Raw genomic sequence first — 19,526 nt, 5'->3', positions numbered from 1 at the left:
TAGGGACGTTCCTAAACTGCCAGCAGAAAAGGAACGTCCCTAGCTGCCGGTCAAAAAACGAGCGAGGATCGCGGGATCCTCGCTCGTTTTTTTGGGCAATGTTTTGACTGTGCCGTTACTTGTCGGCGGTTGCTTTCTTGGCAGTCGACTTCTTCGCGGTCGTCTTCTTGGCGGCAGTGGCTTTCTTAGCCGTCGTCTTCTTGGCCGCCGTCGTCTTCTTCGCCGTGCTCGCCTTGGTCGCGGTCTTGCGGCCGCGGGCGGGCTTCTTCTCCTTGGTCGGGCAGTCCATGTTCACGCAGATGCGCCACGGGCCGCGCGCCGTGTTGACCACCACGATGGGGGCGCCGCACTCGGGGCAAGTCTCACCCGTCGCCTCGAGCTTACCGCGCGCCGGCAGCGGATAGCTCACGCCGCAGTCATCGTAGTTGGTGCAGCGGATAAAGCGCTTGCCGCTCTTCTCACTCTTGTGCGCGATCAGGTCGCCATGGCGTCCGGCCTCGGCGCACACCTTGCACTCGCCCACCTTAAGGTCAGGCTCGTAGTTGGTGGGGCACGTGGGGTTCACGCAAATCTCAAAGGCCTTCTGACGGAACGGCTGGCATTTAATGCGCGGCGCGCCGCACTCGGGGCACACGGCCGCCTCGCCCTCGAGCGGACTCACCTTGACGCCGCTCGGCACCGGATAGGTCACATCGCAGTCGGGCCAGCCCATGCAGCCAATGAAGCTGCCGCGGGTCTTGGCGCTCGTCTTCATAACCAGGTCCTTGCCGCACTTGGGGCAGGCGCCCACGCGCGCATCGGCCGTGACGGCGTCGCTGATGGCGTCGCCCAGCTCCTGCGTGTGCTTGAGCAGCTCGTCGAGCACGCCAGCCAGCAGCGCGCGCGAGTGCGCCACGACATGCTCTTCGGTGTCCTCGCCGCGCTCGACGCGGGTCATGTCGCCGTCGAGCTCACTGGTCATATCGGGGCTCGTGATGCGCGGGGCAAACTGCGACAGTGCATCGATAATGGCGATACCCAGCTGACTCGGCTCCACGGGATCGTTTTTGAGGTAGCGCACGGCGTACAGGCGCTCGATGATGCTCGCGCGCGTGGACTTGGTGCCCAGGCCGCGCTTTTCCATCTCCTGCACGAGCTTGCCCTGGCTGTAGCGCGCGGGCGGCTCGGTCTGCTTTGCCTCGAGCTTAATGTCGAACACGTCGACCGTATCGCCCTGCTCCAGCGGCGGCATCTGCTCATCGCGCTTGAGTCCATACGGATACGCCTCGCGGAAACCCGGGGTCACGAGCACATCGCCCGAAGCCACGAACGGCTCACCGTTCACGTCGAGCTCGAGCTTAGTGTTTTCGATGGTCGCGGGACCCATAAGCGTCGCTAGGAAGCGGCGGGCGATGAGGTCGTAGAGCTTGCGCTGGCCGCCGTCGAGCGTGGACGGATCGCCCTCGCCCGTGGGATAGATAGGCGGGTGGTCGGTGGTCTCGACCTTGCCGCGCGTGGGCTTCATGGGGCCGGCGAGGACCTTTTTGCATACGGGCGCCAGCGCCGGGTTGATCTTTGCAAGGTCACTCACCACAGCGCCCAGATCAAGCGTCGCGGGGTATACGGTATTGTCGACACGCGGGTAGCTGATGAGGCCCGCCATGTAGAGGGACTCGGCGATGCGCATGGTACGCGCAGGCGAGATACCCTCGGCTGCGGCGGCAGCCTGCAGCGAGGTGGTCGCAAACGGCGTGGGCGGCTGCTGCTTGCGCGAGCGCTTGGTCACCGCGGCGACGGTTGCCGTCTTGGCACCGTCAACGTGACCGTACGCCGTCTCAGCAGCATCCTTGTCGGTAAAGCGCGCCGTCTTGTGCGCGATCTTAAAGCGATCGTCCTCGGCAGCGCCTTGCGCGGCGCCCATGCCGCGAATCTGCCAATAGTCCTCGGGCACAAACGCCATGCGCTCGCGTTCGCGCTCGACCACCAGGGCAAGCGTCGGCGTCTGCACGCGGCCGGCGGAGCGCACGTTGCCAAAGCCGCCAAACTTGGCGAGCGTCAGGTAGCGCGTGAGCACCGCACCCCAAATGAGATCGATGTGCTGACGGCTCTCGCCGGCGTCGGCCAGGTTCTGGTCGAGCGAGACAAGGTTATCGAAGGCCTGCGTGATCTCGGCCTTGGTAAACGAAGAATACTGGGCGCGGGCGACCGGCAAGTCGGGCGCAACCTCGCGCACCTTGTTGAGGGCGTCCGAACCGATCAGTTCGCCCTCGCGATCGAAGTCCGTAGCGATGATGACGCTGTCGGACTTCTTGGCAAGGTTCTTGAGCGAACGAATGAGCTCCTTCTCGGCCGGTAGCTTAATGACGGGCGCCCAGGTGAGATAGGGCAGGCTCTCGAGCTTCCAGCCCTTGATGGAGATGCCATCGGCAAGAAACGGCTTGCGCTTGGTGTCGTAGGGCGGACGCGCCAGGCCATCGGGTATGTCGGCCGGCAGCATCTCGCCGTCCTCGGTGACCGAATACCAGCCCAGCTTTTTATCGAACAGCACGCTGTCACAAAAATCGGGCGCGAGGATGTGACCGGCAAGGCCGATCGTCACGCACTCCTCGCCCTTCCACTCAAAACGGTAGATGGCGGTGTTGTACACCTTGTCCTTTTTGGGCTTGCCCGCGGACAGACGCTCGGCGATCTGACGCGCGGCGTCGTTTTTCTCGGCGATGATGAGCTTCAAAAGAGGCTCCTATCTCGTATCTCTGCGGCTACGCCCGCCCGTATGGCGGCCGACTTACGCCCTTGCTTGCTCAATCTGCCAGATGAGCCAATCGCACCAGGCATCCATGCCCTCGCCCTTGCGCGCGCTCACGGCAAACCGCGGCGCCTGCGGATTGAGGTCATCGAGTGTCTTAGTATACCTATCCATGTCAAAATCGAAAGCCGGAGCCACGTCAACCTTGTTGAGCAGCTGCGCGCCGGCGTGTTGGAAGATGCCCGGGTACTTGATGGGCTTGTCGTCGCCCTCGGGCACCGAGAGGATCATGATGGACAGGTTCTCACCCAGGTCAAAGTCGACCGGGCAGACCAAGTTGCCCACGTTTTCGATAAAGATGACGTCGATGTTTTCCAGACCCACAGCCCGGTCGAAGGCGTCAACGGCCTCCATGATCATGTTGCCCTCGAGGTGGCACAGGCCGCCCGTGTTGATCTGGATGGCGGGCATGCCGGCTTCCTTCATGGTGATGGCGTCGACATCCGAGGCGATATCGCCCTCGATGACGGCGCAGCGCAGGCCGGCTTTGTCACGCAGGCGCTCGTTGGTGCCCAGAATCGTAGTGGTCTTGCCCGAGCCGGGGCTCGACAGCACATTGATCACATAGGTGCTTGTCTCATTAAATCGCTGACGCAGCTGATCTGCCAGGCGCTCATTGCGCGACAGAATCGGCGACGCGATATCAATCGTTTTCTCGGCCATACTCGGCACTCCTTACTTCTGCCATTTGGGGACGGAGTAGAAATGGTAGATTTCGTCGTTGACATATACCGTTTTGCCTGCTTGCACACATCAAAATGAAATGTCAAGCTGCCCGGCACATCTATTTCTACCATTTATACCCCGTCCCCAAATGGCAGGCTGGTTAATTGTCGGGAGTTTCGACCTCGATGCTGGCGATGTCGAGCTCGCGACCGTGCAGCAGGCGCACGTTGGCGCCGCCACATTGGGGGCAGCGACAATGGAAGCGGTCGTGCTCAAAGACCTCACCGCAGTCCAAGCACTCGCTTTGTGGATGGACCTCCTCCACGGCAAGCTCGCAGCCGCGCGTGAGCGGGTCCTCGTCACGAAATGTCTCCCATGCAAAGTCGAGCGCCTCGCGCACGACCTCGGTCATATCCCCGATACGCAGCGTTACCAAAACAGCGCGCGAGGCCCCCGCCCCACGCGCCGCGCGAATCACTGTATCGAGTATGCCGTTGACAATGCCAACCTCGTGCATACCGATTTACTCCTCGTCGTCCTCATCGTCCGAGAACAAGTCCAGACGACTCACGAACAAGCCCTCCTTGCCCTCGCGCGCGGTAATGACCACACGGGCGATGGCAAGGGAAATCTCGTAGAGCGAGAGCAGGGCGCCATACATGAGGCCCAGCGTAACGGGCGAGCCGTCGGGCGTAATCACAGCCGAGCCCACAAGCAGGCCAACGTATACATAACGCCAGGCACTGCGGAAGGCCGCATAGGACACAATATGGAAGACGGAAAGGTAGAAGATGATGAGCGGCAGCTCAAACGCCACACCAAAGCCAAACATAAAGAGCAGCTCCATGTTGACATAGTTCTCCAGATCGGGCCACGCCGTGGCGACGGCCGAGGTCTCGCCGATGAGCCACTCAAAGCCTGCCGGGATAATGATGAAGTAGCAGAAAATGGCGCCCAGGAAGAACAGCACCGTCGAGGCGAGCACCGTGGGCACGACCCACTTGCGCTCGTTGGGACGAAGCGCCGGCAGAAAAAATGCCAGAATCTGCCAGATGATCATGGGCGTGCACATGACCGCGGCCATCTTGATGGCCAGCGAGAAGCGCAAGCCAAAGCCGCCGAGCGTGGTGGTGATGTAGAACTTACCATCCGGCACAAAGGAGCGGATGGGGTCTTTCAGGATGTCGAGCACAACAGGCGTCGCGAAATACAGCACGATAGCTGCGGCAAACACCGAGACGACCACGATGGTCAGGCGGCGACGGAGCTCTCCCAGGTGATCGAAGAGCGGCATACGCGCAGGTCCGATAGGCATTACTCATCGCCTCCCTTCGGGGCAGCGGCGTCGTCCTCGGCCTCGAGCTCGCGAGCGAGCTGGTCGACGACGGCCTTGCGCTTGCGGGGACGACGGGCGTAGAGATCGGCCGTCGTGGGCTCTGCCGGCTCGGGCTCGGACTCCGGCTCTGCAGCAGGCTCGGGCTCGGCGGCGGCAGGCTCGGCCTTGGCGGGCTCGGCCTCATCAGCAGCGCCTTCGCCCTCAGCAGCACCCTCGCTCGCGGCCTTCTCGGCAGCAAGACGGGCACGGCGCTCGGCAAAGGTCTCCTTCTTGGCGGGCGCTGCCGTCTCGGCGGCATCCTCGTCCGCATCGGAATCGTCGTCGGTCGCAGCAGCCTTCTTGGGCTTGACCGGGGCCGACGCGGCCTCGCTCACCGGATCGATGATCTCGGACTGAACAACAGCCGTCATCTTTTCCTGCGTCTCGCGGAACTGACGGATAGCACGGCCGATCGTGCGGCCCATCTGTGGGAGCTTATCCGGGCCAAACAGCAAAAAGCCGAAGACCACGATGATCGCGAGCTCACCCTCTCCAATACCAAACACACATACCTCCAAGGCTCGATGTGAGTCGAGCCCGCACCGCGCCATTCGGCCGGAACTCGTCTATTCATTCGGTCAAGTATAGCGCCCGGACGCCAAAACGTCCGAGCGCATCACAAACATATGCCAAACGGCACGCCCTTTTGGGGGCAAAGATTATGCAGCGGTGATCGAAATCTCTTGGTCGACACCCAACAGCTGGACCACGCGCATCACCGGGGGCTGCACATTGGTGCAGCTAAAGCGCTTGCCGTGGTCGACCGCGTGGTGCGCGGCGCCCACGAGCACGCCAATGCCCGTCGAATCGATGTAGCTCACCTGGGCAAAATCGAGCTCAACGGCCTCGGTGGGCTGCTCGAGCGCCAGGTCGATGGCATTGCGCAGGCTATCGGCGTTAGAGATATCAATCTCGCCGGTTACCTTAATGGTGTAGAGCTCTGGCGTGGGGTTGGTGGAAATACCCAAATCCATGTATACGCTCCTTTACGAATCGAAAGTGCGGATAGTACGGGAGGCCGCGCGTTAGGCGCGCTCAGCACGCGCAAGCTCGGCAGCGACAAGCTTAACGGCCAGCACCAGCACATCAAGCGCGGCCTCCAGGTCCTCGACCGTAGGATAGCTCGGCGCGATGCGGATATTGGTGTCGCGCGGGTCCTTGCCATAGGGCCAGGTAGCACCAGCCGGCGTGAGCTTGACGCCCAGGTCGGCGCAAAGCGCGGCGACCTTCTGGGCCGAGCCCTCGGGACCATCGAAGCTTACAAAGTAGCCGCCGCGGGGGTGCGTCCAGGTGGCGCAGCCCGTGTCGCCCAAGCCCTCGGTAAGCTTGCGCTCGACAGCCTCAAAGCGCGGGCGCAGGAACTCGGCATGCTTTTTCATGTGCTCCTTGACCGCCTCGATGGTGGGAAGGAAGCGCACGTGACGCAGCTGGTTGAGCTTGTCGGCACTGATGAGGCCGGCCTTCAGGCGCTTGGAGAACTCGGCGATGACCGCGGGGCTCGCACCGATAAAGCCGATGCCGGCGCCCGGGAAGGTGATCTTGGACGTCGAGGCAAAAGCCACCACGCGGTCCTCGGTACCCGCCGCGCGAGCGAGGTCAAAGATGTTTGCGAGCTCGTCGGTCTCGTCGTACAGGTCGTGCACGCAGTAGGCGTTATCCCAGAAGATGCGGAAATCGGGCGCGGCCGTGGGCATCTCGACCAGGCGGCGCACAGTATCCTCGCTAAAGGTAATGCCCGTGGGGTTGGAATACTTGGGCACGCACCAGATGCCCTTGATGGAGTCGTCGGCGGCAACCAGGCGCTCGACCTCGTCCATGTCGGGGCCGTTGTCGGTCATCGCGACGGGGACATTCTCGATACCCAGGTCGGCGGTGATGCCAAAGTGACGGTCGTAGCCGGGAACCGGGCACAGGAACTTGACCTTCTTGCCGTCGTGCGCGGCCTCGTAAGCCTCCCAGGGCTCGCTGCCGCACGAGCCGCAGCGCCAGAACATGCCGGCGATGTCGTGCTCGATCAGCAGGCTCGACGAACCCAGTACGAGCGTCTGCTCGGCGGGGCAACCCAGGAACTCCCCTGCCAGCTTGCGTGCCGAGGGAATGCCCTCAAAGCAGCCGTAGTTGGAGCAGTCGACGTTGCCGTCGTGCAGATCGGCATCGGCATTGAGGATATCGAGCATGGGTCGAGAGATGTCCACCTGGGAGGGTGACGGCTTGCCGCGGGCCATGTCGAGCGCCAGGCCCTTGGCCTTGACCTCGGCGACCTCGGCTTTGAGTGCCTCGATGGCGGCATCGAGTTCGGTGGTTTCCATCTTCTGGTAGATCGTCTGCATGGGGTGCGACCTTTCGCGAAGCGGTACGTTGCAGTTCGTCTAAGTATAGACCGCCACCGCCGCAACGGTATGAAGCCGTGATAGATTAAGTTCATCGCAATGAATTACGAATCGCCGCGCATACCGGCATGGGGCGCCCAAGGAGGCACTATGGAGTACGGATCGTTCCAGGCCGAGGAATTCGGCGACCTGCAGCGCCTGGTCGACGGGCTGTTTTACGACCGCCGCGCCATCGATCGCCTGGATCTCATCGTACAGGCCGAGATCTTGGACCTGGCACCCGACCTTATGGAAATCGTGAACCTGCTACCGCCCGGCTATTACGACCGCCAGTCACTTTGCGACCAGCTCAACTCCGCCCTTGCCGCCCACGGCTGGGGCGCCGTCTACGGCACCGTGGAATAAACCTAGTCATTGGGGCCTGTGGCCAAATAAATGAAACGCCGTTTGTGACAGTACTCACAAACGGCGTTTTTTGCATACGAGGGTATCCGGGGCATGTCCGGCCCCGGTTTTTGCGTTCTTACTCGTCCTTGGGCGCGGGGTGTTTGCAGACCACGCTCATGTAGATCATACCGAGCACGGCAGCGGTGACCGAACCGGCAAGGATGGCGGCCTTGGCAGCCAGAACCTCAAACTGGGCCGTCGGGAAGGCAAGGCCGCTGATGAGAATCGACATGGTAAAGCCGATACCGCCCAGAATGCCCACACCGGCAATCATGTGCCAGTTGACATTGCGCGGCAGCTCGCAGGCCCTAAGCTTAACCAGGGCAAACGTCATGCCAAAGATACCGATCGGCTTACCCAGCAGCATGCCAAAGTACACGCCGAGCGTCACCGGGTCGGTGAGCAGCGTGCTCATGTCCACGCCCACTAGGCGAACCTGTGCGTTGACAAACGCAAAGATCGGCAGAATTACAAAGTTGACCGGCGTGGAGATCAGACGCTCCATGCGGATGAGCGGCGGGGTCACGCGGTGCATGACGCGCTCGACCCTGGTGGTCGAGACGGTAAAGTCATGCTGGCCCAAGATGTGCGCCTCGTCGTCGTAGCGGTCATCGAGCAGCGGCAGGCACTCGCCCAACCAATCGGTGAGGCTATCGAGCTTGACGCCGCACTTGGCCGGGATGGTAAAGGCCAAGATGACGCCAGCAAGCGTGGCATGTACGCCGCTCTTGAACATGCAGAACCACAGCAGCAGGCCCAGCACCGAATACGGGGCGAGACGGTAGTGCTGCGTCTTGTTGAGCCACACGAGCGCGCAGGTCACAAGCGCGGCGGCGCCCAACCAAAACGGATTGGGGCTCTGACCGTAGAAGATGGCGATGGCGGCGATGGAAATGAGGTCGTCGGCGATGGCGAGCGTCGAGAAGAACACGCGCACGCCGTTGGGCACGCGATTGCCCAAAAGCGACAGCACGCCCAGCGCAAAGGCAATATCGGTTGCCATGGGAATGGCCCAGCCGTTGTGCGCGCCGGCATGGTTAAAGATCAGATAGATGCAGGCGGGAACGACGACGCCGCCCACGGCCGCCAGCATGGGAAGCATAGCCTGGCGCGGGTTTTTGAGCTCGCCGACCGTCATCTCATACTTGAGCTCAATGCCCACCAGCAAAAAGAAAATCGCCATGAGGAAGTCGTTGACGAATAGCTCAACGGTGAGACCGGCCGTAAGGTTGCCCAGACCCACATACAGCGGGGTCTCCAAAAAGTGATGGATGGCCTCGTAGGCATCGGTATTGGCGCAAATGACGGCGGCGATGGCGGCGAAGACCATGACGGCGGCAGAAATCGTGCCGTTCTCGGTGATGCGCTCCCAGATGTCGTGGCGTTCAAAGCGCTTGCGCTCGCGAGCGTTGAACAGCTGCTCAGTTGCTGCCATGGGCGGCTCCTTTCACGGGATGGCTCCCGTCTTAAAAAAGCACGGCCCGCCCAAGTGGCGGCGCCGCGCTCTAACGTATTACGCTTGCATCTAGCCTACCCTGCACGACAAGCACGCAGGCGTGGCCGAAAAGCGGAACCACAGGTTGAACATTATTTGCTCAACGGCACGGGCACGCCTGTCCAAGAGACGACGCGGCGACGTGCACAAAAAACGACCGGAGCGCGGGGCGTCCGTGATCCGGTCGTGGCGTTTGGTCAACTAAACCTAGCAGGCGGCCATGATGGGGGCAGCGACCTGCTTCTTACGGGAGAGGACGCCCGGCATCCAGACGCCGTCGTGCTCGTCGGCAATGCCCAGGCCCTTCTGAGCGGCCTCGGTCTCGCCCTCGAGCAGGACCTGCGAGCCCTCCTCCATGATGTCGGTGATGCACAGGACGATGCCGTCGGCACCCTTCTCGGCGGCGTAGGCGCGCATGGCCTCGCGAATCTCGTCGATCATGCCGAGCGCGCGGCTCTTGTCGACGGTCTCGTACTGGCCGATGAGCAGCTTCTTGCCGGCGGGCTCGAACATCTTGATGTCGTTGCCGACCATCTCGGCTGCGGTGAAAGAGCCGGACGGACGGGTGAGGAAGACCTCCATGCCAAACTTGACCGGGTCGACGCCCACCTGCTCGCCGAGCTTGGCGGCGACGGCGCGGTCGACATCGGTGGTGGTGGGGCTCTTGAGCATGAGCGTGTCGGTCATCATGGCCGAGAGCAGCAGCTTGGCCTGGACGTCGGAAAGCTCAACGCCGAGCACGCCGGCGAGCTTGGTGACGATGGTGCAGCTGGAGCCCCAGGGCAGGCAGATGTAGTGCAGCGGGCCGGCGGTCTCGAAGTCGCCGATGCGGTGATGATCGACAACGCCAAAGACCGTGGCGTCCTTAAGGCCGGCGACGGACTGGGCAGACTCGTTGTGGTCGGTGAGGACGACGAGCTGACCAGCCTCGACGGACTCGATCACGCGGGGCTCGGCGATGCCGGCGTCGGCGAGCAGCTTGGCGGACTCGGCCGGAAGCTGACCAAGGGCGCAGGCCTCGTAGGTGTTGCCGGCATACTCAACCTGGTTGAGCAGCTGGGACAGGACGACGGCGCTCATGATGGCGTCGTTATCGGGGTTCTGGTGACCAAAGACAAGAACGTTTGCCATGGATATCCTCCACTTGATATGTGTACTTGGACGTAGCTATGGTAGCACGCCGATGCCGAGCCTTCGCAGACAGAAGGGCCACGGCATATTTTGTGGCAGGCATGGGGGCCAAGGCTGTCCCTTTTGCACCATGTTGGTGCAAAGTAACCTGACCCCCTTGCACCAGCTATTTGCCGGCAGCGCGCAGGGCTACGTAGGCGGCACCGATGATGCCGGCGTCGTTGCCGAGCGAAGCGACCTTAATGGGCGTCTCGCGCGAGGCGGAAAGCGCGTAGCGCTGGAAGTGCTCGCGAACCTTGTCGAGGTAGACATCGGCCGAGGCAGACGCACCGCCGCCGATCAGGAACATCTCGGGGTCGACCACGTTGGCAATAAGCGCCAGGGCACGACCGAGATAATCGGCCATGGTATCGGCCGCGGCCAGCGCGAGCTTGTCTCCCTCGCGGCAGGCCTGGAACACGTCCTTGGAATCGGAGGGGCCGGTGAGCTCGATGGGCTCGACGCCCGCCTTCTTGCACTCGGCAAGGTAGTTGCTCACCACGCCGGTGGCGCTGGAATACTGCTCCAGGTGGCCATGGCCGCCGCAGCCGCAGGTGCGCTCCTCAGCTGGGTTCAGGCACATGTGGCCAATCTCGCCGCCAGCACCCACAACGCCCGATACCACGTCGCCATTAACGATAACGCCGCCACCCACGCCGGTACCGATGGTGACCATCACCACGTTCTGCACGCCCTTGGCAGAGCCGAGCCAGGCCTCGCCCATGGCGGCGGCGTTGGCATCGTTCTCGTACTTAACGACCGCGTCGGGGCAGTGCTGCTGAATGGCGATCCTCAGCTCGGGCAGGTTAATGGCAATGTTGGCCTTGACCTTGGCATCGCCCGACGCCGGGATGGGGCACGGAACGGCCAGGCCAATGCCAGCCACAAAGGCGCGCGGAATCTGGGCCTTGGCGACCACCTGGTCGATAGCCTCGGTCACCGCGGCAAAGCCCGCAGCGTCAACGATGGGAGGCGTAGGCACGCTGGCCTTGGCCAGCAGGTTGCCGTCCTCGTCGAACAGACCCTCCTTAACCGAAGTGCCGCCGACGTCAATGCCGATGTAGTACTGCTTAGGTTCCATGGGAGCCCGCCTTTCTCGTTTAAACATTGCCTGTATGGTACCGCTCCCAAGGCAAAAACCTACCAAAAAGGGACAGGTTTGTTTTGGCAGGTTTTATCCTGGGAAACGCAAATGGCCGCTCAACAGGCCGCACAAGACCATCCCCAAAAATAGAGGCGCCGGGAGGCGGAGACTCCCGGCGCCCGTCAAAGGGACTATGTTGTCTGTTGGACCGCACGGTCCTTCGCGGCGATAACGCCGACTAGGCCTTAAGTGCCTGCAGCTGCTTGTGGATCTCGATGAGCTCCGTCGCCATGACGCGCATGGTCTCGGTACCGGCCATCTGGTCCTCGGCATGCAGCAGAATCAACGGGGCCTCGCCGTTACGCTCGCCGTTGGCCTCTTTCTTCAGAAGCCCCATGTGAACATCGTGGCCACCGTTATAGGCCTCGTCGCCCTGCTTGATAAGCTCCTCGGCGGCGTCAAAATCGCCCTCCTTGGCCTTTTGCACGGCATTGATGTACATGCTCTTGGCGGTACCGACGTAGCTGATGATCTCGAAGCAGGTCATCTGCAGTTCGTTCATATCCTCCATACAGAGCACCTAGCCCATCACGCTGACGCAGTGGTCGATGATGCCGGCAGCGTTCATGCGGCCGTAGTCGACCATGTTGATGACCTCGACCGGAAAACGACCGGCGGCCTCCTTCTCAAAGTCGCCCTTGGTGTAGCCGATCTGCGGGCCAAGCAGCAACATGTCGCACTCGTCCAGGTGATCGTGGGCCTCGTTCATGGGACGAGCCTCGACCTCGATATCCAGACCACGGTTTGCAACCTCGGCCTGCATCTTCTGGACCAGCAGGCTCGTGGACATACCGGCATTGCAGCAGAGCATGATCTTCTTCATGGTTTCCTCCTTATAACTGCGCGGCGCGCAGACGACAACTGGTTTTATTCCTTGCGGCTATTGTGCCCACCCCCCTGCATCTTTACACAAGGGAGAGAGCCGCGGGCACCGGCACCGCGTACCGGCGCCCGCAAAGGTGAAAGGGACGAACGTTAGGCGTTCTACTCGGCGAGAGCCTCCTGCTTGGCGATTGCCTTCTCGGAAATCTTCATAAAGGGCAGGTAGACGGCCATGCCAATGACAATCTCGAGAGCCTGCCACACGCCGGCGCGCCAGTCAAAGCCCGTAGCGAGCAGGGCATTGATGACGGGAGGCATGGTCCAGGGCACCTGGGCGATGCAGGGGCTGATGATGCCTGCGCAGGTAAGGCCATAGGTGATGCCGATGAACAGATCGGGGAGGAGGACAAACGGAATCATGAGCGGCAGGTTGTACACGATGGGGTAACCGTAGATAACCGGCTCGTTGATGTTGAACAGACCAGGCAGGATAGCCATCTTGGAAACGGTCTCGGAAGCCTTGTTCTTGGAGAACAGGAGCGTGTCGAGCAGAAGCATGAGGGTGCAGCCCGAGCCGCCGATGAGGGCAAAGCTGTTAACGATCTGCATGTTCATGTAGTGATCGGGCTGGATGGTGCCACCGGCGGCAAAGGTAGCCATGTTGTCGACGATGAGCATGGTCAGGATCGGCTCGACGGTAGCGCCAGAGATGGTGGACTGGTGAATACCGACGCAGAACAGCAGGTTGGCAAGGGTGTAGATGAGGATAACAGCCCACGGACCGGCGTTCATGATGCTCTTGAGCGGGTTGGAGATGCACGTGGAGATGATGGTGCACAGATCGGTGCCGGCGCACACGGCGAGCAGGGCCGCGGCAAGAGCGAAGATCGCGAGGTTGAGCAGCATCGGGATCATGACGTTGAAGGAGTTGGAGACCGCGGGGGGCACGCCCTCGCCCAGCTTAACCTTGAGCTTCTCGACGCCAGAAATCTTGATGAAGAGCGAGACGGAGAGCAGAGCGATGATAATGGCCGAGAACAGACCGTTAGTGCCGGTGTTGGCAGTCGAAAGGGCGCCCGTGACCTCGGCGGAGGTGATCTTGTCGGTGAGCAGCGGGCTCGTGGCGGCAAGCGAGGCGGTGATCTGCTGCGGCATCATGATGACGAAGGCAGAGATGGCGACGACCACGCAAGCGAGCGGGTTATCGAAACGCTTGTTCTTGGCGAGGCTGTAGCCAATCAATCCGGCCAAGATAATGGCAGAGACGTTGAGGGTGCCCAGCGTAATTGCCGAACCCCACGTCTGAAGGTTGGCAAGGCCCGCCGCATCGAGCGGGAACAGAGGGAACACGACGTTATTAATAAGAACCGCGATACCCGCAAGGATATAGAGCGGCGTGATGGTCGCGAAGGCGTCACGCAGGGAACGCAGGTGAACCTGATTTCCCACCTTCGCAGAGACCTCGGCAAACTTGTCGAGGAAGCTCTTTCCGTTGTCACTGGCCATGATTGCTCCTGACTTTCAAATCCGGCCTTTTCCTATGCGCACGGTGGTCTGTCGCCCTCTGCCACCAGATGTGCCATGTGTTGCGCGCGGCGGCGCGCGGTCTGGGCGTTCGCCCGGTCGCTAATCAACCACGTGGGTCGTGGCGACCTGTTTGAGCCAGGCTGCCGACTTCTTAAGGCGGCGCTTGTAGCCGTCCATGAGATCGACCTCGACAAAGCCATAGCGATTCTTAAAGGCATTGGCCCAAGACCAGTTATCGATGACGGCCCAGTAGTGATAGCCCCGGCATTTGGCGCCCTCGGAGATTGCCTTGGCAACCCACTCCAGGTGCTGGCGCACAAAGTCGACGCGGTAGTCATCCTGGATGGTTCCTTCGGCATCGCGGTTCTTGTATTCGTCCATGATGCCGATGCCGTTCTCGGAAACGAACCACTCAAGATCGGGGTAGTTCTTAGCGCAGTCCATGCCAAAGTCGTAGAGGCCCTGCGGGTAGATCTCCCAGCCGCGGCTCTCATTCATAACGGCATCGGGCCATACGTACTCGTCGGCAAAATGCGGCAGGCCGTACTGGTCGACCTTGCTCGCCGGTGCCTGAACACGCGTGGGGTGGTAGTAGTTGCAGCCGAGCCAGTCGACAACACCCTGCTTGAGAATCTCTTGGTCGCCGGCACGGAACGGGAGCTTAACGCCGCCCTCGGCCAGGCTGTCGAGCACATCGGCAGGAAGCTCGCCCTTGGTAATAAGGTCGAGCCACCAGCGATTGTTGATGCCGCTGGTCATACGCACGGCCTCGAGGTCTGCCTCGCTGGGGTTCTCCTTGGTGTAGACCGGAGTAAAGCAGTTGATCATGCCGATCTTGGCATCGGCGCGAATAGCGCCCTCGTCATAGGCCTTACGATAGTTGGCCACGGCCAGCGCGTGCGCCAGCGAGATGTGATACTGCACGGTGCGGGCGCGGTTGAAGTCGTGGAGCTGCGGGAACCACACGCCCTCCTGATAGCGCTGTTCGGGCTCGACGATGGGCTCGTTAAAGGTGAACCAGTACTTAATCTCCTGGCCAAACTCGTGGAAGGCGACGTCGGCGTAATGCGCGTAAGCCTCGACGACCTCACGGCTCTCCCAGCCGCCACGGTTAAAGAGGTAGGTGGGCATGTCAAAGTGGTACAGGTTGACGAACGGCTCCAGACCAGCCTCGCGAGAGGCGCGGAACAGCTCGTGATACCACGCGGCGCCCTCCTCGTTAAGGTTGCCGTCGGCATCGAGCAGACGGCTCCACTGGATGGAAGTGCGATAGGTATTCAGGCCCAAGTCCTTCAAAATGCGAAAGTCTTCCTGGTACTTGGCCATAAAGTCATTGCCGGCATAAGAGCCAACGCAGTTGTAGAACGAACCCAGATCCTGGATGGACCAGGTGTCCCACAGGTTCTCGAGCTTGCCGCCCTGGTTCCACTGACCCTCAGTCTGCGGGCCGGACATAGCAGCGCCAAAGAAGAAGTCGTTGGGCAGCTGATACTGTGCCATCAAAGTCCTCGCTTTCGTGTTCTAGAGCTTCCGGTTGGAGACGGGTTTGCTTTGGCAGGTTATCCGGCGCGGGCGCGCACCGGTCATACCGATATCCAACCCGCCAAAACAAAACCGTCCCCAAACGGTCGATCCTGTTGTGCGGAAGGATTCCGTTCGTTGCTTAAACTATAGCGCTCTAATTTTAAAAGTAAAGCGTCTTTTTCTTTTTTCTTTCTCGAACTTCTTAGATAAAAGTAATATGGGTGCCCTGTTGAGGGTTATACTTACTTTTGTATTCATATATGTCGGAAAGGAGGTTCCATGATTCCCAAATACGAGGCGATAGCTGCAGATATTCGTCGAAGTATCGAGGATGGCGCTCTTAAACCGGGCGACAAGCTTCCCACCGTCGTTGAGTTCTGCGAGCTCTATAGCGTTTCCAAAATCACCGTCAAACGAGCTATTGAACAAATCGCCGAGGAAGGTCTTATTACCAGCCGACGCGGATCGGGTACCTACGTTAAGGACACGGCGGGGCTTCCCGGCCAGGCGTTTTTCCAGGGCAAAAACGACCGTGCCCAGGGTTTTTCGTATGAGCACCGCGGGGAGAAGGTGACCTCGGTGGTCTACGATTTCTCGATCGTTAATCCACCGGCGGACATCGCAGCCCAGCTGGGAATTGCCGAGGATGACTTTGCCTATCACGTCGTGCGCGTGCGTCAGGCCGATGAGAAGCCCATCGTTATCGAGTACACCTACATGCCCCTCGAGCTGATTCCGGGGCTGAAAAAGAAGGACCTGTACGGATCGCTCTACCGATTCATCCGCGAGCAATGTGGGCTGAAGATTTCGAGCTTTCACCGTACCATTCGCGCCGTGGCAGCAACCGAGGAAGAAGCTGAGCGCCTGGATACCAAACCCGGCTCTCCCCTGCTCGAACTCAACCAGATTGGCTTCTTGGATAGCGGCGCCGCCTTTGAGTATTCGGTCTCGCGCAACGTTGGCGACCGCTTTGAGTTGCACAACGTAACGTTGGCATAGGTTTTTGTAGTCATGCGGGCGCTCGTTTTGAGCAGTTTTACGCGGCGCCCACGCAGCACAATGGGAGTATGAACATGTCCGATTTGATTAAACTGACGCCGATCTTCCACGAGAAGATCTGGGGCGGCCGTCAACTCGAAACCGTATTTGGTTACGACATTCCCGATGGTCCCATCGGTGAGTGTTGGGCCATCTCGGCCCACCCCAACGGTGACTGCCAGATTGCGGAGGGCCCGTATGCAGGCCACACGCTTTCGTGGCTGTGGGCCGAGCACCGCGAGCTCTTTGGCAACTGCGAGGGCAAGGAGTTCCCGCTGCTCATCAAGATTCTGGACGCCAAGGACGACCTTTCGATCCAGATTCATCCCAACGACGAGTACGCCGCCAAGCACGAGAACGGCAGCCTGGGCAAAACCGAGTGCTGGTATGTACTGGACTGCGAGCCCGGTGCCACGATCATCGTCGGCCAGCGCGCGCACGACCGCGCCGAGGCCGCGCAGATGATCGAGGGGGGCCGTTGGGACGAGATGCTCAACGTGCTGCCGATTCACAAGGGAGACTTTTTCCAGATCGACTCCGGCACCGTTCACGCCATCAAGACCGGCACGCTGATTCTGGAGACTCAGCAGTCGAGCGACGTGACATATCGCCTGTACGACTACGACCGCCCCGGCACCGACGGAAAGCTGCGCCCGCTGCACATTAAGCAGAGCCTCGACTGCATCGACTTTGATGTTCAGGCCCCGACCGACGGCACGGTGAACGCGCCTGAGGTCGACGGCGTGACCGAGCTCGAGTCCAACCCCTGCTACACCGTCGATCGTGTGCGCGTCGACGGCAGCAAGACCCTCGACCAGCGCTGGCCCTTCATGTGCCTGTCGGTCATCGACGGCGAAGGCACCGTCTGCGGCGACCCCGTCCACAAGGGAAGCCACCTGCTGGCCCCCAGCACCGTCAGCACCATTGACCTCAAAGGCAAGATGGAACTGATCATCAGCCACCTCTAGGTCACCGGTCCCCAAGCGCTCGCCGGGACGGGGCGCGGGCTAGTAGCGACAATCAAAACGCAACAAGGGGCTCCCCAGTTCTTTAACGGGGAAGCCCCTGCTATACATAACGAATCAAGGTGCCTATAGGTAGACCTTTTCGAGAAACGATAACGTGTCCTGAAGCCGCGCCCTTTCCTTACGGTTGGTCTGCCGATTTACATACGAAGCAAAGTCCGTAAGAAAATCCTCCGCATCAACCCTCATTTGCCCCGTTAGCTCCAAACGCGCCGAAAGCGACAACAAGTCAGCAAGTCGAGCAACATCCGAACGGTGCTTGCGCCGATCAATGTTGTTGCAACGACGTCCCTCTTCATAACTTCTGTTGATATCAATGTGCGCACGCATCTTGAGGGGAATGATATGGAGTGCATCGAGCAACGTAATGCCCTCTACGTTCGTTGCATTATCGCGAATAAATTCGTAGTAGCCATCGTCGAGAATAATTGCCGAGAGACTTGATACGGCCCCGTCAAAGGAAAGAGGTGCCACTTCGCTCGTTTCATCTTCGAGCACAAAATCAGGATGTCGGGCAAATAGCTCAATTTGGCCGGGATAGTCTAGGACTTGCCTTGATCCTTCGGACAAACAGAACCGATAGTAAGTGCACTTTCCATCGCCGACCTTTCCAGTCTCATATCCGGCAGCTTTGATAAATGCCCACAATGCAGTGGCGAATTCAACGCCTTCCCCATCAACAATTACGACGACATCCAAATCTTCGGTAGCCCTGAATGAATCGCCTTCGCTGTCAAACAGAACGCTGCAGGCTCCCCCGCCAATAAGGACGTAACCGCCTTTACAGCTGCTCATGGCATCGGCAAATCGCTCTATTCCCCTCACTTTTGACATATCGCCCTCCTGAGCTGTTCGACCGCGTCGAGCAAACGATCTTCTTTGTACTCTGCTTTTGCGCAAGCAACGTATAAGGAAAACGGGTCGACACACTGCAAACCCGTCGTGTCAAAACTAATATCGGACGGAGCGTCCACGGGATACGACCAGATCTCAATCTCGATAGCGGCCGGTTCGTACCACTGGGCCTCCAACCATCTGTCGCCCATGTGCCTTCTTAAGGCATCTACCTGATTCTTTTCGAGAGCAACGGTTGGGACAGAATCATTATGAGCAAGGTCGGACATATAGCTAAGGGCAGACACACCGGAAAGCAGCGCATCAACGGCACGTAGCTCTGTTCTCTCGATAACCTTCTTGAGCCGGATTCGCTCTAAAACTGGTGTGCGAAGATAGTCCTCAAACCCATCCAGCAACGTCTCGGTCGACAACCCGGCGTCGCACAATATACGCTTTTTGCCGTCCCGCATAATCAACCCAGGAGCTATAGCGGCGATTTCCGAAAGATAGCCGCTGACGCTTGCCGCGCTTTTGCCACACAGACGCGCTAGGTCGCCGGCGGAGCAGTCAACCCATCGTCCCGCGATGAGATTTAGAACGATTCGTTGAGATTGGGGCGAAAGCGAAGCAGCGGGAGAAGCACCCAGCACCTCATCGGAAATAACGGCTCCGATAAACGGCAGAAACGCATTTCGCTCATCTCGGATATATGCGATCCCCTCCGAAGAAAGCGCGCTCATAAAGCCTAAATCCATAGCATCCCAGCAAATTGCCACCGGGCGAGCATCTATCTTGTGCACTGCATTGACGAGATTTCGCGCCGAAATGACACTGGGCGGTTCTTTTGGTTCCGCAACAATAAAACGGCCTTGCTCAGACATGCCGAGCCGTGCCAAGCGAAGCGAATACCGCTCGAGATACATGCGAGGAATCTGCATCTCAACTGGCTCTGAATCGATGGCGAGCTCTAAAGAGAAGAGTCTTTTAGGGAGACAATTTAGCAGCATGTCCACTCACCATTTTCATTTCAGTTACATTTTAGTATCTATCTGAAATTATACTGAATCGTATAAAACGCTCAATCCCTAAAGCCATAAGAAACAATCCGAAACGTAATAAGGGGCTCTCCCGTCCATGTACGGGAGAGCCCCTACTCACATCTATTAATCCATCAGCCCACCGGTTCTCCAGATCAAAAAGCGAACGAGCAGAGCGACGTTCGCAAGCTGCAGGCCAAAACGCCGCAAGGAAGAGGGCGCGCCGGGGGCTTTGGTCGATCGCGAGTTCCGCACGAGCCGGAGAGCACTTAATGCGCTCTCCGTGCGAGCAGGACTGTCCGAG

General features: G+C 60.0%; 19 protein-coding genes. 3 read left to right on the top strand and 16 right to left on the bottom strand.

Features of this window, described 5'->3' with window-relative positions; genetic code table 11:
- Window positions 1-115: 115 nt before the first annotated feature.
- From PMW67_RS05390 to PMW67_RS05360, 7 genes are all read right to left on the bottom strand, one after another.
- On the bottom strand, window positions 116-2,710 hold the full coding sequence (locus tag PMW67_RS05390; protein WP_271738984.1) for a DNA topoisomerase I: 2,595 nt from the start codon (window positions 2,708-2,710) through the stop codon (window positions 116-118).
- A 54-nt stretch (window positions 2,711-2,764) separates the two neighbouring features.
- Window positions 2,765-3,448 carry a hydrogenase nickel incorporation protein HypB gene (gene hypB / locus PMW67_RS05385; protein WP_271738983.1) on the bottom strand — a complete coding sequence of 228 codons (684 nt, stop codon included), beginning with the start codon at window positions 3,446-3,448 and terminating at the stop codon, window positions 2,765-2,767.
- Window positions 3,449-3,611: 163 nt separating this feature from the next.
- On the bottom strand, window positions 3,612-3,968 hold the full coding sequence (gene hypA / locus PMW67_RS05380; RefSeq protein WP_271738982.1) for a hydrogenase maturation nickel metallochaperone HypA: 357 nt from the start codon (window positions 3,966-3,968) through the stop codon (window positions 3,612-3,614).
- A 6-nt stretch (window positions 3,969-3,974) separates the two neighbouring features.
- Window positions 3,975-4,766, bottom strand: coding sequence for a twin-arginine translocase subunit TatC (gene tatC, locus PMW67_RS05375; protein WP_271738980.1), 792 nt, complete (start codon window positions 4,764-4,766; stop codon window positions 3,975-3,977).
- Window positions 4,766-5,332, bottom strand: coding sequence for a twin-arginine translocase TatA/TatE family subunit (locus tag PMW67_RS05370; RefSeq protein ID WP_271738978.1), 567 nt, complete (start codon window positions 5,330-5,332; stop codon window positions 4,766-4,768). The genes tatC and PMW67_RS05370 overlap by 1 nt, the downstream gene beginning before the upstream one ends.
- A 153-nt stretch (window positions 5,333-5,485) precedes the next feature.
- Window positions 5,486-5,800 (bottom strand): STAS domain-containing protein, encoded by a 315-nt coding sequence (locus PMW67_RS05365; RefSeq protein ID WP_035137695.1) that lies wholly within the window; start codon window positions 5,798-5,800, stop codon window positions 5,486-5,488.
- A gap of 51 nt (window positions 5,801-5,851) precedes the next feature.
- Window positions 5,852-7,156: an aspartate aminotransferase type Ic gene (locus tag PMW67_RS05360; protein WP_022093863.1), complete on the bottom strand. Its 1,305-nt coding sequence runs from the start codon at window positions 7,154-7,156 to the stop codon at window positions 5,852-5,854.
- 150 nt (window positions 7,157-7,306) lie between these two features.
- Between PMW67_RS05360 and PMW67_RS05355 the strand changes: the two genes are divergently transcribed.
- Window positions 7,307-7,561, top strand: coding sequence for a hypothetical protein (locus PMW67_RS05355; protein ID WP_040359778.1), 255 nt, complete (start codon window positions 7,307-7,309; stop codon window positions 7,559-7,561).
- Between the two features lie 118 nt (window positions 7,562-7,679).
- Here the strand turns inward: PMW67_RS05355 and nhaA are convergent, their stop codons facing one another.
- The 7 genes from nhaA to PMW67_RS05320 form a co-directional block, all read right to left on the bottom strand.
- Window positions 7,680-9,038: a Na+/H+ antiporter NhaA gene (nhaA, locus tag PMW67_RS05350; RefSeq protein WP_271738976.1), complete on the bottom strand. Its 1,359-nt coding sequence runs from the start codon at window positions 9,036-9,038 to the stop codon at window positions 7,680-7,682.
- 267 nt (window positions 9,039-9,305) lie between these two features.
- Entirely contained in the window at window positions 9,306-10,229 is a 924-nt protein-coding gene (locus PMW67_RS05345) for a manganese-dependent inorganic pyrophosphatase (protein WP_006235927.1), read from the bottom strand.
- Window positions 10,230-10,395: 166 nt separating this feature from the next.
- A complete protein-coding gene (locus PMW67_RS05340) occupies window positions 10,396-11,349 on the bottom strand; it encodes an ROK family protein (protein WP_271738974.1) in 954 nt (317 codons plus the stop codon).
- A gap of 241 nt (window positions 11,350-11,590) precedes the next feature.
- Window positions 11,591-11,914: a PTS sugar transporter subunit IIA gene (locus tag PMW67_RS05335; protein ID WP_117716332.1), complete on the bottom strand. Its 324-nt coding sequence runs from the start codon at window positions 11,912-11,914 to the stop codon at window positions 11,591-11,593.
- A gap of 18 nt (window positions 11,915-11,932) precedes the next feature.
- Complete coding sequence (locus PMW67_RS05330; RefSeq protein WP_035137700.1) at window positions 11,933-12,235, bottom strand: PTS sugar transporter subunit IIB; 303 nt, start codon at window positions 12,233-12,235, stop codon at window positions 11,933-11,935.
- A gap of 161 nt (window positions 12,236-12,396) precedes the next feature.
- Window positions 12,397-13,740: a PTS sugar transporter subunit IIC gene (locus PMW67_RS05325; protein ID WP_118226878.1), complete on the bottom strand. Its 1,344-nt coding sequence runs from the start codon at window positions 13,738-13,740 to the stop codon at window positions 12,397-12,399.
- Between the two features lie 120 nt (window positions 13,741-13,860).
- Entirely contained in the window at window positions 13,861-15,261 is a 1,401-nt protein-coding gene (locus PMW67_RS05320) for a glycoside hydrolase family 1 protein (RefSeq protein ID WP_271738972.1), read from the bottom strand.
- Between the two features lie 303 nt (window positions 15,262-15,564).
- Between PMW67_RS05320 and PMW67_RS05315 the strand changes: the two genes are divergently transcribed.
- On the top strand, window positions 15,565-16,284 hold the full coding sequence (locus PMW67_RS05315; protein ID WP_271738970.1) for a GntR family transcriptional regulator: 720 nt from the start codon (window positions 15,565-15,567) through the stop codon (window positions 16,282-16,284).
- A 74-nt stretch (window positions 16,285-16,358) separates the two neighbouring features.
- The gene (locus tag PMW67_RS05310) at window positions 16,359-17,291 is read left to right on the top strand and encodes a type I phosphomannose isomerase catalytic subunit (RefSeq protein ID WP_416378093.1); all 933 of its coding nucleotides are present in this window, start codon (window positions 16,359-16,361) and stop codon (window positions 17,289-17,291) included.
- Between the two features lie 123 nt (window positions 17,292-17,414).
- Here PMW67_RS05310 and PMW67_RS05305 read toward each other — a convergent pair whose 3' ends face one another.
- Both PMW67_RS05305 and PMW67_RS05300 read right to left on the bottom strand, forming a co-directional pair.
- Entirely contained in the window at window positions 17,415-18,182 is a 768-nt protein-coding gene (locus tag PMW67_RS05305; protein WP_271738967.1) for a hypothetical protein, read from the bottom strand.
- Complete coding sequence (locus PMW67_RS05300; protein WP_271738965.1) at window positions 18,170-19,198, bottom strand: hypothetical protein; 1,029 nt, start codon at window positions 19,196-19,198, stop codon at window positions 18,170-18,172. Before PMW67_RS05300 ends, PMW67_RS05305 begins: the two co-directional genes overlap by 13 nt.
- Between the last annotated feature and the right edge of the window lie 328 nt (window positions 19,199-19,526).

Origin of the sequence: Collinsella aerofaciens (assembly GCF_028209395.1) — a bacterium.
GTDB lineage: Bacteria > Actinomycetota > Coriobacteriia > Coriobacteriales > Coriobacteriaceae > Collinsella > Collinsella aerofaciens_AZ.
Note: the sequence above shows the minus strand (reverse complement) of the source record. Positions and strands in the feature narration are given on the sequence as shown.